This is a genomic window from Propionivibrio sp. (assembly GCF_029255185.1).
In the GTDB taxonomy this organism is placed as follows: domain Bacteria; phylum Pseudomonadota; class Gammaproteobacteria; order Burkholderiales; family Rhodocyclaceae; genus Propionivibrio.
In genome coordinates this window covers 1-13551 of the sequence record NZ_JAPUVO010000124.1, presented here as the reverse complement: position 1 = coordinate 13551, position 13551 = coordinate 1, and the positions used below count along the sequence as shown (strand labels likewise).

Annotated in this window: 15 protein-coding genes; 11 read left to right on the top strand and 4 right to left on the bottom strand. The window is 57.7% G+C overall.

The window, feature by feature from the left end; translation table 11 throughout:
* The first annotated feature begins 64 nt into the window (after positions 1-64).
* Positions 65-1291, top strand: a complete 1227-nt coding sequence (locus Q1J43_RS11895; RefSeq protein ID WP_301102713.1) for an HD domain-containing phosphohydrolase — start codon at positions 65-67, stop codon at positions 1289-1291.
* Positions 1292-1405: 114 nt separating this feature from the next.
* Here Q1J43_RS11895 and Q1J43_RS11890 read toward each other — a convergent pair whose 3' ends face one another.
* Together Q1J43_RS11890 and Q1J43_RS11885 are read right to left on the bottom strand one after the other, a co-directional pair.
* Entirely contained in the window at positions 1406-2701 is a 1296-nt protein-coding gene (locus Q1J43_RS11890) for a type II toxin-antitoxin system HipA family toxin (RefSeq protein ID WP_301102712.1), read from the bottom strand.
* Complete coding sequence (locus Q1J43_RS11885; protein WP_301102711.1) at positions 2691-3044, bottom strand: helix-turn-helix transcriptional regulator; 354 nt, start codon at positions 3042-3044, stop codon at positions 2691-2693. The genes Q1J43_RS11890 and Q1J43_RS11885 overlap by 11 nt, the downstream gene beginning before the upstream one ends.
* A 244-nt stretch (positions 3045-3288) precedes the next feature.
* Between Q1J43_RS11885 and Q1J43_RS11880 the strand changes: the two genes are divergently transcribed.
* The 9 genes from Q1J43_RS11880 to Q1J43_RS11840 all read left to right on the top strand — a co-directional run bounded on the left by Q1J43_RS11880 (position 3289) and on the right by Q1J43_RS11840 (position 11730).
* Positions 3289-4887, top strand: a complete 1599-nt coding sequence (locus Q1J43_RS11880) for a peptide chain release factor 3 (RefSeq protein ID WP_301102710.1) — start codon at positions 3289-3291, stop codon at positions 4885-4887.
* A 71-nt stretch (positions 4888-4958) separates the two neighbouring features.
* Entirely contained in the window at positions 4959-6152 is a 1194-nt protein-coding gene (gene nirJ / locus Q1J43_RS11875; protein WP_301102709.1) for a heme d1 biosynthesis radical SAM protein NirJ, read from the top strand.
* Complete coding sequence (locus Q1J43_RS11870; protein WP_301102708.1) at positions 6149-7741, top strand: nitrite reductase; 1593 nt, start codon at positions 6149-6151, stop codon at positions 7739-7741. Before nirJ ends, Q1J43_RS11870 begins: the two co-directional genes overlap by 4 nt.
* A 30-nt stretch (positions 7742-7771) precedes the next feature.
* On the top strand, positions 7772-7999 hold the full coding sequence (locus Q1J43_RS11865) for a hypothetical protein (protein WP_301102707.1): 228 nt from the start codon (positions 7772-7774) through the stop codon (positions 7997-7999).
* Positions 8000-8053: 54 nt separating this feature from the next.
* Entirely contained in the window at positions 8054-8485 is a 432-nt protein-coding gene (locus tag Q1J43_RS11860; RefSeq protein WP_301102706.1) for a DUF192 domain-containing protein, read from the top strand.
* Between the two features lie 18 nt (positions 8486-8503).
* Positions 8504-9046, top strand: a complete 543-nt coding sequence (locus tag Q1J43_RS11855) for a chorismate lyase (protein WP_301102705.1) — start codon at positions 8504-8506, stop codon at positions 9044-9046.
* A gap of 296 nt (positions 9047-9342) precedes the next feature.
* On the top strand, positions 9343-10758 hold the full coding sequence (locus Q1J43_RS11850) for a DEAD/DEAH box helicase (protein ID WP_301102704.1): 1416 nt from the start codon (positions 9343-9345) through the stop codon (positions 10756-10758).
* Between the two features lie 108 nt (positions 10759-10866).
* Complete coding sequence (locus Q1J43_RS11845; RefSeq protein WP_301102703.1) at positions 10867-11343, top strand: hypothetical protein; 477 nt, start codon at positions 10867-10869, stop codon at positions 11341-11343.
* A 144-nt stretch (positions 11344-11487) separates the two neighbouring features.
* Entirely contained in the window at positions 11488-11730 is a 243-nt protein-coding gene (locus tag Q1J43_RS11840; protein WP_301102702.1) for a hypothetical protein, read from the top strand.
* 141 nt (positions 11731-11871) lie between these two features.
* Here Q1J43_RS11840 and Q1J43_RS11835 read toward each other — a convergent pair whose 3' ends face one another.
* Positions 11872-12030: a hypothetical protein gene (locus Q1J43_RS11835; RefSeq protein ID WP_301102701.1), complete on the bottom strand. Its 159-nt coding sequence runs from the start codon at positions 12028-12030 to the stop codon at positions 11872-11874.
* A gap of 35 nt (positions 12031-12065) precedes the next feature.
* Complete coding sequence (locus tag Q1J43_RS11830) at positions 12066-12299, bottom strand: chemotaxis protein CheW (RefSeq protein ID WP_366141899.1); 234 nt, start codon at positions 12297-12299, stop codon at positions 12066-12068.
* Positions 12300-12548: 249 nt separating this feature from the next.
* Here Q1J43_RS11830 and Q1J43_RS11825 point away from each other — a divergent pair, with 249 nt between their 5' ends.
* Positions 12549-13304, top strand: a complete 756-nt coding sequence (locus Q1J43_RS11825) for a fused MFS/spermidine synthase (RefSeq protein ID WP_301102700.1) — start codon at positions 12549-12551, stop codon at positions 13302-13304.
* Positions 13305-13551 lie beyond the last annotated feature (247 nt).

The following is a 13551-nucleotide window of genomic DNA, read 5'->3' as shown; positions in this document are numbered from 1 at the left end:
GCACCGATCGCTTGTCTACTTTGAACTTTTATCAGGGCCTTGGCGCCCTCAACAAGAGCCTGCAATGAAAATCAACCTGCAACGTACAATCACCTCACTGACCAATGCCCTCGATTTTGTCGGCACGGATGAGTTTCAGCACGGAAAACGCGTAGCACTGATGGCAGCGATGATCGCCAGCGAAATGGACTGGCCGCAACTGCGGCGCGAGAAAATGCTCTACGCTGGCATGATTCACGACTGCGGCGTATCGCGCACCATAGAACACCGCGCTATCAACGAAACACTCGAGTGGGAAGGCGCCCAGAAACACTGCCAGCGCGGTGCCGATTTTCTGTCGGACTGTCCACCGTTGGCACATTTCTCGGAGATTGTTTATTGGCACCACACCCGCTGGGAAGCACTTCTGTACGAAGATCTCGCCGACGATCTGCGTCTTGAAACTAATCTTGTTTTTCTTGCTGACCGCGCCGACGTTCTCTTTGCCCCCTATTTCATTGGCGCGTCCCTGAAAAATGAAATCCTCTGGGAATACCCTGAAGTCGTAGCCCGCATCGCCGGTCTGAGTGGTAGCTTGTTCGCGCCAGAGCTTGTTGAAGCATTCCAGCGAGCTTCTGCCCGTGAATCGTTCTGGCTGGCAATGGATCCGAGCTATATCGAAGACCAGATCGAGGATTATCTGTGCCGTGGCCAACCCGTCGAACTTGATATGGCCGATGCACTTGCTGTCGCCGGACTATTCGCACACACCGTTGATGCCAAGAGTACCTACACCCTGGAACATTCCACCCGTGTCGCCCGCATTGCGCGTCACCTGGCCGAGGCTTCCGGGATTCGTGGCGAGCATCTCGACAAGGTCGAAATAGCCGGACTGTTGCATGACATCGGCAAACTGCGCGTGCCGGAAGAAATCATTGACAAACCGGGACCATTGACGCGGGAGGAGCGGGCCTTCGTCATGCGCCACAGCTATGACAGCGGACACATTCTGCGTAAAGTATTTCCTGGTCAGCCGATTGCCGACTGGGCCGCCCTGCATCACGAAAACCTGCTTGGCACCGGCTATCCTTACCATTGCCAGGCGCTGAACATCCCACGCGAGGCGCGCCTGATCGCCGTCGCTGATATTTTTCAGGCGCTCTCGCAGGAACGGCCGTACCGTGGGCACATGAGCAAAAGCGAAGTGATGTCACGAATTGATGACTTGAGTGCTCTGGGGCGCATCGATCCGGAGATGGTCAAACTGCTGCATGCGCAGCTTGATCATTGTTATGCGCTGGCGGTGGATTAGAACAGGTTCGCTTACCCTCTGCCCGGAATCGGTTTTATCGGCCAGCCAGCGCCAGCACCTCAGCCCACACCCCATCTTGACATCCTCCCCTTCCTTCAGGGAGGGGCGCCATACTTATGTCCTTCCCTGTTGCGCTTGTTGTTGACGGAAGCCCGGATAGGCGAATGCGCCTGCGATCTTCTCGCAGTCCCTTTCTGAAACTCCGGTAGCGCGGGCAGTGGCATACCAGGTGCTCTGCACCTGCGCTTCCATCGCACCTAATATCTCTGCGGCCTGTACCGGCTCAAGCAGGAATCGCGCTCTCTGCGAGAGCAGGTTGCCCGCGTTGGCAAAGCGGCCCGCATCGCCGCACCCCATAGCCAGGTCGCGGTGCTCCATGCTGACCGGCACGGCGGGTGTCAAGTCATAGGCGGGGGAGAGTTTCCAGTCAGCTTCTTTTGCGATCAGCGCATGGTTGCGTGGGTGATCATCGATGTTCGAGATCAGCGCGTTGAAGCACATACGGCGGAACAGCTCGGCTACGTTCTGCGTCGGTTCGGCGCAGACACGCCGAATTTCTTCGGCCAACAGCACGTAGGACCACTTGTCACGTGACTGGTAGGTGTCTTCTGCGCGCAGAAGCGTCATGGCGGAGATCATGCGTGTGCGCAAATACCCGGCCTGTGTTCTCTCGCGGTCAAAGCGTTTGACCAGCAAGACATCCCGTCCGCCGACACCAACGACCCTGCTTTCCGCTGTCGTCAGCCCGCAGGCCCGTGCCAGGATCAACATCGCGTGCTCGACCCTTGCACAGTTCCACATATCGTCGGGCCGGTTGAACTTCGCAATCCATAGCCCGTCCTCGCCTTCGACAACGGCCTTCGGGCGCGCGCCGCCCATCGACGTTCCGATTACCAGCAGCTTTTCGACCTGATCGTGATCATCGGCAGCATCACCAGCGGGCACGTCCTCGTCAGCCATGAGCGCATCGGCGATGACCTGCACCTTTTCAAGATCGAGGGTCTGGTTGAAGGTGCGCTTCGGCGCAGGCGGTCTCTGGTTCAAACCGAAGCCAAGTGCCCCGGCGCGGTCATCCGGCGAGTACAGCAGGTACTCCATCTCTCCCGGCTGCGCCTTGCCAAGATGGCGCTGGATGACGCGGCGGCCCCAATAGTCCGGGCTTGCATCACGCAGCGCGCCAAAGACGCCGCCGAGCGCCACCGTTGAATAGGTGCGGGGCGCGAGCTTCAACTCTATGGGATCGAGCGCGACCGCGTTTGGACGTTCAAGGTAGCTGCGGCCATAGACGAAGCGCCCCTCGGGTGTTCCTCTACGGTCCGTGATCAGCGCGAAGCGGCCAGCCGTCACCGGCTCGGTTTGTCCGGGCAGGGTGATGTAGACGAAGCACTCGGTAGGGGTTTCAGAAGTCATTGTCTAGCCCTATCTTTGTTCCCGTTGTTGGGCGGGCTCGGGCGCGTTCGCGGGACAATGCGAGGGTCTGGCCTTCGTCATCCTTTTCAGGCGCTGCCACGTCGGCGATCTGGTTGAGTAGATCGAGCGCCCACAACATCGCCGCGTAGACGGCGATGCTGGTTGAGGGCTTTCCCTTTTCGGCGTCGGCGACGGCGCGCTCGCCGGTGCCGATCTTCTCCGCCATGTCGTCAATCGTCAGGTTCCGACGCAGGCGTGCCGTGCGCAGGTTCGCGCCCAGCCGCTTGAGCGTCTGTTCTACGGCGTAGGGCGGTGCGGTCAGCAGCTTGTTGCGGGCGGTCATGGGTCACCGATGAAAAAGGGCACTCCCCAACAGATACCATGCTGGCGGGGAAAGAGTCAAATTAAAAAGCCTTCAAGGGCATTATAATGGACATAAAGTGCTCTTGAGAGCATTTTTATGTTAGAGTCTGGTCTGTTGGCAGCCCTCGGGGCTGCCAGCGAAGGCAAAGAGGCTGATGTGCACGGGCCATGAGCACATTAGGGAATGCGTACATAGGTGTGTACATAACGGGGAAAAAGTTCTGATGGCAGATGGTTCAATCGCAGAGCAGATAAGGCGAAGAAGAACTTTTGCCATTATCTCCCACCCTGACGCTGGCAAAACGACGCTGACCGAAAAGCTCCTGCTCTTCGGCGGCGCAATCCAGCTCGCGGGCACCGTAAAAAGCCGCAAAAGCGCGCGTCATGCAACGTCCGACTGGATGGAGGTCGAGAAACAGCGCGGCATTTCGGTCACCAGTTCGGTAATGCAGTTCGAATACCAGGGGCATACGGTCAATCTGCTCGACACGCCCGGCCACGAAGACTTTTCGGAAGACACCTACCGCGTGCTGACGGCCGTCGACGCCGCCGTTATGGTGATCGACGCGGCCAAGGGCGTTGAGGCGCAGACGGTCAAGTTGATCAACGTCTGCCGCATGCGCAACACACCGATCATCACCTTCGTCAACAAGTTCGACCGCGAGGTGCGTGAACCTTTCGACCTGCTCGAAGAAATCGAATCGGTCCTGAACATCGAATGCGCGCCGATCACCTGGCCAATCGGCATGGGCAAGACCTTTCGTGGTGTTTATCACCTGCAGAGCAACAGCTTGCTGCGCTTTGCACCTGGTGAAGAACGGCGCAGCGAGTCGGAAAAGCTCGATGGCATCAACAACCCTGCGCTCGATGCCCAGTTCCCGAACGAAGTCGCCAAGCTGCGCGAAGACGTCGACCTGATCCAGAGCGCGAGCAGTCCCTTCGATCTCGTGGACTTCCTCGCCGGCCTACAATCGCCGGTCTTCTTCGGCTCGGGAATCAACAACTTCGGCGTGCAGGAAATTCTCCAGGCCCTGATCGACTGGGCGCCGCAGCCGCAGGAACGCGATGGCGGCGCACGCCTGGTGCAGCCGGCCGAGCCGGCCTTTACCGGCTTCGTGTTCAAGATTCAGGCCAATATGGACCCCAAGCACCGCGACCGTATTGCCTTCTTCCGCGTCTGCTCCGGCCGCTACAGCTCGGGAATGAAAGTCCAGCACGTGCGCATGGGCCGCGAAATGAAGCTGGCCAACGCGCTGACCTTCATGGCCAACGAGCGCGTGCTGATGGAAGATGCAGTCGCTGGCGACATCATCGGCATCCACAACCATGGCCAGTTGCACATCGGCGACACCTTGACCGAGGGCGAAACACTGGCCTTCAAGGGCATCCCGTATTTCTCGCCCGAACTCTTCCGCGTCGCCCGTCTGCGCGACCCGCTGAAAAGCAAACAACTGCAAAAAGGTTTGCAGGAACTCGGCGAAGAAGGCGCCATCCAGGTTTTCGAAAACCTCGCCACCGGCGCCATGCTGCTCGGCGCGGTCGGCACTCTGCAATTTGAAGTCGTCGCCCAGCGCCTGCAAACCGAATACAAGGTTGATGCCATCTTCGAGTCAGCCGACATCAACACTGCGCGCTGGCTGACCTTCCCCGACGACTTGACACGCCGCAACTTCGAGCGCGAGCAACAGCACCGCATGGCCAGGGATGTCGACGGCAACCTAGTCTATCTCGCCAGCACCCGCTACAACCTCGACGTCACAAGCGAGAAGTGGAGCAAAGTTGGCTTCCATGCGTCACGCGAGCATGGGCAAGTCCTGGGCTAAGCTTGATCCAGGTCAATGCCTGAGCGGACTGTCCGCGATTAAATTGCCCGATCTTCCCTGTGGGTTCGCCTATGTTCCGCATTTCGCAATACATGCAGGAAATCATGACGCCGCAGGCGCTCGGTCCAAAACGCACGCCGCCAGCGCCGGTAGTCATCTGGAATCTGATCCGACGCTGCAATCTGACCTGCAAGCACTGCTACTCGATTTCGGCTGACAAGGACTTCCCCGGCGAACTCTCAACCGATGAGATCTTCACGGTAATGGACGATCTGCAACGTTTTCGCGTGCCAGTGCTGATTCTCTCGGGCGGTGAGCCGCTGCTGCGCCCGGACATTTTCGAAATCGCCAAACACGCCAAGGCCATGGGCTTTTACCTTGGCCTGTCGAGCAACGGCACACTGATCGACGCCACCAACATCGAACGCATTGCGCAGTGCGACTTCAACTACGTTGGCATTTCGCTCGACGGCATTGAGGCAACACACGACAGGTTCAGGCGTATGAAGGGCGCCTTCGCCGCTTCGCTGCGCGGCATTCGCCTGTGCCGTGACCTTGGGCTAAAGATCGGCGTGCGCTTCACGATGACTCAGGACAATGCGCACGATCTGCCCAAGCTGCTCAAGCTGGTCGAAGACGAAGGCATCGACCGCTTCTACTTTTCACACCTCAACTATGCCGGACGCGGCAACAAGAACCGCCAGGACGATGCCCAGCACCGGCTGACGCGTTGGGCCATGGATCTGCTTTTTGACACCTGCTGGGACTATCAACAACGCGCGCTGAACAAGGAGTTCACCACCGGCAACAACGATGCCGATGGTGTTTATTTTCTTCTGTGGGCGCAGAAAAATTTTCCTGAAAAAGCCGAACTGGTGCGCGCCAAACTGGCCCAGTGGGGCGGCAATTCTTCCGGCGTCAATGTAGCCAACATCGACAACCTGGGCAATGTACACCCGGATACGATGTGGTGGCACCACACCCTGGGCAACGTTCGTCAGCGCCCGTTCTCGGAAATCTGGATGGATACCTCCGATCCACTACTCGCCGGTTTGAAGCAGCACCCGCGTTCAGTCTCCGGGCGTTGCGGGCAGTGTCTGCATTTTGACATCTGCAACGGCAACACCCGCGTGCGTGCGCAACAACTGACCGGCGACCCGTGGGCCGAAGACCCGGGCTGTTATCTTGACGATGACGAAATCGGCATCGCCCCCGGTGGTCAACGCTTGACCGTGACGCCTTACATAAAAATCAGGAAATTATGATGATTTTTCGCCAATGGCTTACTGCCTCCTGCATCGCGCTGTGGCTTATCGGCGCGACCTCATCGGCGCACTCGACAGAAACAGCCGAACTCTACAAGACGCACTGCGTCACCTGCCACGGTGAGAACCGATTTGGCGGCATCGGACCGGCATTACTGCCGGAAAACCTGGAGCGACTGCGTAAACCTGAGGCGCTCAAAACCATCCTCAACGGCCGCGTGGCGACACAAATGCCGGCCTTCAGCGACCGGCTCAAGGAGGACGAAGCGAAGCAGCTCGCCGACTGGATCTACACCCGGGTTACTCCGGAACCGGTCTGGGGGGAGGCCGAAATTCGCGCCTCGCACATCGTCCATGTCGACCCAAGCACTCTGCCGAATCGGCCATCAAAAGCCCTCAAGGGCGCCGACCCCCTCAATCTCTTCGTTGTTGTCGAAACCGGCGATCACCATGTTTCGATCCTCGATGGCGACAAGTTTAAACGCCTCTACCGTTTCCCCAGCCGCTATGCACTGCACGGCGGACCGAAATTCTCACCGGAGGGGCGATTCGTTTATTTCGCATCACGTGACGGCTGGATCACCAAGTTCGACATCTACAATCTGATAGTCGTCGCCGAAATTCGCGCCGGTCTGAATACGCGCAATGCAGCAGTGTCCAGCGACGGCAAGTGGGTCATGGTCGCCAACTATCTGCCGCACAGCCTGATGGTCCTCAACGCTGAAGACCTGAGCCTGTACCGCATCATCCCAACCTTGAATGCCGCTGGCGACAAGACATCGCGCGTTTCGGCCGTCTATGACGCTGCGCCGCGCAAAAGTTTTGTTGCCGCACTCAAGGACGTTCCCGAAGTCTGGGAACTTAGCTATGACGCCAACGCCGAACCGGTGGCCGAGGGCCTGGTGCACGACTTCCAGTACAAGGAGGGGGCGTTCAAGCCAGCGATGTTCACGCCGCGCCGAACACTACTTGCGGACTATCTCGACGACTTTTTCTTCACGCAGAGCTATGGCGAAATCCTCGGCACATCGCGCGATGCAAGCAAGGGACAAGTCATCCTCCTTGATAGCCGAAAGAAAATAGCTGACCTTGATCTGCCCGGCATGCCCCACCTTGGTTCGGGCATCACCTGGCAGTGGCAGGACTCGCAAGGCAAGCTGCGCAGCGTGATGGCCTCACCCAATCTCAACGCAGGACTGGTCACCGTGATCGATCTGGGCAGCTACGAAGTCATCAAGCAGATCAAGACCCTCGGCCCCGGCTTCTTCATGCGCAGTCACGAGAACAGTCGCTATGCGTTCACCGACTCGATGATGAGCAAGGAAAATAAGAACGTGCTGCAAGTCATCGACAAGAAGACGCTTGAAGTCGTCCACGAGTTTCGCGCCGAGCCCGGACAAACCCTGGCCCACGTCGAGTTCACACGCAACGGCCGCCATGCTCTGGCCAGCCTGTGGGAGATGGATGGCGCGCTGCTGGTCATCGACACCCGAACGCTCAAGGTGATCAAACGCATTCCCGCGAAAAAACCAGTCGGAAAGTACAATGTCTGGAATAAAATTACACGCTCGGAAGGTACCAGCCACTGAGCTTTAACCAAATCAAATTGGAACGAGAATATGCCCCTTTTAACCCGCAGCCTGCTGCATTTTCTTGTCACCGCCGCATTCTCCTGCGGCAGTGTGGCGTCGCTAGCCATGCCAAAGGCCGCTGAACATGAAGATGCCCCGGTAAGCAGTGGCGTCAATGCGGCAAGGCCCAGACATTCCACGGCCAAGCCTGTCAAAAAGCCGGTCAATTCAGCCAAGCCGGTAAAAAAATCCAGGACCTCTCACACCCGGAAATGACTCGGGATTATGCGCCTGGGTTCCCCCTGCTTACTTGTCCGCCACGGAGTCGCGATGCGTGTAGTTATCCTGTTAATGACCCTGCTGACCTCAGCGCAGGCCCTGGCGCAAATGCCGCGCCTCGAACTGAGCGCCGGTTTCTACCGCATTGAGGCCGAAGTGGCTGCCAACCAGGAAAACCGGATGCAGGGTTTGATGAATCGTCGCAGTATGGGGGGCAATCAGGGAATGCTTTTCGTGTTCACGCAGGCCGATCGCCATTGCATGTGGATGCGCAACACCTTGTTACCGCTTTCCGTCGCTTTTCTTGATGAGCGTGGTCACATCCTGAATATCGAGGACATGAAACCGCAGACCGAAACCAATCACTGCGCGACAGGACCGGCACGTTTCGCACTGGAAATGAACCTGGGTTGGTTCTCCACCAAGGGACTCAAAGCGGGACAGCGCATTAGCGGCATTGAGAAATCGCCGCAGCCACAATAAGGCCGCGACTGACTCATCATGAGCTTCAAAAGCAGACTGGCGTGGCGAACAAAACTGCCACGCAGCGCAGAGCACATGGCCTCCTGGTTGCTCGATCAGGAATCACTGACCGCGCGCCTTCAAGCCCGCGGCAGCTTCGCTGTGCACCTGCTATGGCAGGCTCTGGCCATGCCTACCCTTGATGAAGCGATAGCGCTGGGCATCAAGCGTGACCGCCTACTCTGGGTTCGCGAAGTGGCGCTGCGGGTTGATGACGTAGCGCTCGTTTTCGCGCACACGGTACTACCCTACCGACCGCGCGGGCCGCTGAGCGGCTGGCTGGCACGCCTTGGCAACCGCTCACTGGGGGCACTGCTGTTCGCGCATCCCGGATTCGCGCGCGGCGCGATCAGTTGCAAACGACTTGACCACCGTCATGCGCTTTTTCAGCCAGCAATTGAAGCCATGCAACTGACTGACCTGCCCCCGAAAAGCTTGTGGGCGCGGCGCTCGCGCTTTGCCTTTGGCGCCCAGTCGGTACTGGTTACCGAGGTCTTTTCGCCCGTCCTGGGCGACAAATAAACGATTTAGCTCGACGCCAGGCTGATACGCGGGTATAGTGCGGCCCGTGCGTTGCGGAACTGCCGCGATACACAACGCGCTTCGCGAACCTGGCCGCATTTCTAAAGCCCTCCTGCCTTCTGGTGTCAATTCATTGGACACCGCCCTGGCACAAAGCTTTTTGTGCCGAAAAGTATCGAATACTCCTGCTCTGGCAGAGTCTTTCTCAACTATTTCGTTGGTTAGCGTTGCATTTTTTTGCGCCCGTGCGCCGATCATTCCCGGCAGCGCGACGCTGTTCCATACGAAAGAGACTTATGACTTTTACAGAAATTGGCCTTAACGCAGCACTTCTCAAAGCCCTTACCGATTCGGGCTACACCGAACCGACGCCGGTTCAAGCGCAAGCCATTCCGGCCGCCATCGAAGGACGCGACCTGATGGTTTCGTCGCAAACCGGTTCAGGAAAAACCGCCGCCTTCATGTTGCCGGCACTGCACCGCTTTGCCGTGCAGGAGCATCCGGGCGCCGCGCCAGCGCCGCGCCGCACCGCGAATCAGGAACGCCAGTCCGCCCGTTCGCGCGGCAATGATCGCCCGCGTTACCAGGCGGCGCAACCGAAGATGCTGGTGCTCACGCCAACCCGCGAACTTGCTCTACAGGTTACTGCGGCGGCTGACAAATACGCCGGCCAGCTTCGCCATTTGAAAACGGTGGCCATCCTCGGCGGCATGCCTTATCCGAAACAGATGGAACTACTCTCGCGCAACCCGGCAATCCTGGTTGCTACGCCAGGCCGACTGATCGACCACATGGCATCGGGCAAAATCGATTTCTCGCTGCTGCAGATCCTCGTCCTCGACGAAGCGGACCGCATGCTCGACATGGGTTTCATCGAAGACATCGAAAAGATCGTCGCGGCCACTCCGACCCAGCGTCAGACCATGCTTTTCTCGGCCACGCTGGACGGAACGGTCGGCCAGATGGCGCGCAAGATGACGCGTGACCCGCTGATCATCCAGGTCGATGCCTCGCACACGAAACATGAAAACATCGAACAACGCATGCATTTTGTTGACGACCTGTCGCACAAGAATCGCCTGCTTGACCACCTGCTGCGCGATACCACCATCGATCAGGCCGTGGTGTTCACCGCCACCAAGCGTGACGCCGACACCATCTCCGACCGCCTGAACATTGCCGGTTTCAACGCCGCTGCGCTCCACGGCGACATGCACCAGGGCGCGCGCAACCGAACACTCAGCGCGATGCGTCGCGGGCAGGTGCAAATTCTCGTCGCCACCGATGTCGCCGCACGTGGCATCGACGTACCGACCATCACCCACGTATTCAACTACGACCTGCCGAAGTTTGCCGAAGATTATGTGCACCGCATCGGCCGCACCGGTCGTGCGGGCCGTAATGGCCTGGCGATCTCCCTCGTCAATCATGCTGAACAGTTCAATGTGCGCAAGATTGAACGCTTCACCAAACAGGTCATTCCTGTTGAAATCGTTGTCGGCCACGAACCGACGCGACGCGCACCGACAGGCAATGGCCGTCCGGCTGGAAAACCGAACGCTCGCCCAGCCTGGAAATCCGCATCTGGCGATAGTCGCGGCCATGGCAAACCACGCAGCGAAGGCTACGCCAGCAAGCCCGGCGCGCCCAAGCGCGATGGCGCCAAACGCCCCGTTACGGAGAGTGGGCGGCGGAGCTTTAGCGATCGGTAATTGCTTCTTGATCTCGAAAAACCCGCCTTGTGCGGGTTTTTTTTGGCTTTGCAATCCACATGGGTAATCGGCGACAATCTGAATCCACCCGATGCAGGGAGAGGTGCCATGGTATCTGAACTGATCACAACCTGGACCGAGCATGACAGCGCGTTACAGAAGATTCTGTTGCTGGCGTCTGGCAGACTGCGCATCTTCGACGAGGATCTGTCGAGACTAAAGCTCGAACAGCGTGAAAGCGCCGAGCATCTGCAACGTTTTCTCACTGCCCATCGGCAAAACAGCGTATGCATCGTGATTAAAAATACCGGGCCCTTGCTGCGCGAGAGCCCGCTTTTGATGAAGTTGCTCGCCATCTACCCCTTACAAATGACTGTTCTCGAATGCCCGCCGCATCTCGCGGCATTTGACGCTTCACTGTGCATCGCCGATGACAAGCACGCGCTTATCCGTTTCAGCAAGGATCACGCCCGCTCCAGAATAATCATCGACAGTGCGCAAGAATGCTCGCCTTACGTGCATCAATTTGAAGAAATTCTGAAGGAAGGTGGCGAGCAGGTCAGCGCGACAACGCTCGGCCTATAAGATGCAATATGCATGACGCATCGCACGTCCTGAACTGGCAGCGTCATAGTCTGCTATAATCCCGCACTGATTGACGGGCACGTCGGTCAACCAAATCATTTTTGGTTCGTTATAGCAATTTTCTTATCGATAGGACTATTTAAAATGAAAAACTCCCTCCTCATTGCCGCTCTCGTTGCCCTGACCCTCTCCGCTTGTGGCAAGAAGGAAGCTGCTGCACCTGTTCCGGCTCCCGTTGCCGCTCCGGCTGCCGCTGCTCCAGCCGCCCCGGCTGTTGAAGCCCCCAAGGTCACTGCACCTGCTGCCGCTGCTCCAGCTCCTGCCGCCGCCGAAGCAGCCCCTGCCCCGGCTCCTGCAGAAGCTCCCAAGGACGCCACAAAGAAGTAATCTCTTTCTTCTGTATAGCTGCATGGAAAAGCCGGCGAAAGCCGGCTTTTTTCTGGGGAGCGCCGCCCAAGCATCGCCAATTCCGTAGTCTTGCCGGCCCCTCCTTTGCGGCTGGGTAGGACGAATTAGATTCTCGGGCAGTCAGCCGACATGGCGATAGATCAGCACCGCCGCCGCATCGTCAACGTGCGCCCAGCAATCAAGAACAAGCCGAGCTTGATCGCTGGAGAATGGCGACGCACTTTCGAGGGTTTTGCGAAGAGCAAAAAAATCGTCCAGGCCATCGGAGAACAGTGCCAACACATGGCCTGGAGAAAACGTTTTTGTTTGCGGTATCAATTGATCGTAGTCGCCACCGACGACTCCTCTCGTGTTCCCTCGATCAGGAATACCATGACGCGCTGCCGATCCGAACGCTCAACAGCAGGCAAGCCAAGACGCCGACGCAGATCGATCACCGGCAATACGGCACCTCGCAGATTGATGACACCTTCAACAAAGGGCGGCGCCTTAGGGACGTGAGTCAGTTTCTCGGGTAATCGCATTTGTGCTTGTGCGATTCGATTTATTTGCCGTGCGTGAATTCCGATACAAGCGGTCGATGCACAATTTTTCGAATTGGCAACTCGCTAGAACCAAGCCAGAGCGATACTGAAGCCGTTTGACGATGAGGCCAAGGCTAGTAGAAATTGGGCATCAACTCGGTGCGATAGCCCACTTAGCGGGTATATTTGTGATTCATTCGTTTCGGGCGAATTTCATATGCCGATGGCAACGACAGGCTAAGATTCGCCTCCGTATTTAAAAAATCAGCACCAATGGCCAACAACTCGATTATTGTCAGAGAAGATTCTGGGGTGCGCTATCTGCATTTCAGTACCGACTGGGTACAAGGCGCCATGCGCATCCAACGCCCCAATGCGCTGGAATTAGCCTACACGCGGGAAATGATGGCCGGACTGTTGCTACGCAAGGCGCCGTGGCCGAGAAATGCTCTGCTCATCGGCCTGGGAGCCGGGTCGCTGACCAAGTTCATTTACCACAAATTGCCCAACACCCAGATCACGGTCGTCGAAATCGACCCACAGGTCGAAATCATTGCCCGCCTGCATTTCAAATTGCCCGACGACCCGATGCGCTTACACATCATCATCGCTGACGGCGCAAAGTACATGCTGGAGAATGGCAAGACGTTTGACGTCATCCTCGTCGACGGCTTTGACAAGAGCGGGCGCGCTGGTGTGCTCGACACCCTGCCGTTCTATCAGGCCTGCCGTGCGCGGCTAACGAAGAACGGGCTGCTGGCCGTTAATCTGCTAGGCCACAGCCGAGGCTTCAAGGCCAGCACGGAATGTATAGCCAAGGCATTCGATGGACGCTCACTGGTTTTCCCCTCCTGCAATAGCGGCAATACCATCGTCTTTGCCACAGGTGGAGAGCCAGTTGATGCTTCGCTGGAAGAACTGATCGTACGCGCCAATCACTTCAACAAGGCCACCGGGTTAAACCTGTTGCCCACGATCCCACGGCTTCAAGCAAACGGAGCGCTTGTGGAGGATCGACTGATCTTCTGAGCATTTTTCGCGATGCTCCACAGGCATCCAGTACAGGCAGTCCAGAACCATCCAGCCATTCGGAAAATGATTATTGTCATGACCAGGGAGCCACCCTATACTGACACGCACAGAATTCCGGATTTCAACATTGAGGAGAGGAAAATGAACGTTCTGCGCAATGCCTCCTTGGCGGTCAAGCTTACCCTGTCGGTGTTGCTGGTACTGGCCATCACCCTGATTGGGAGCACGTTTTTTTTGGTTCAGT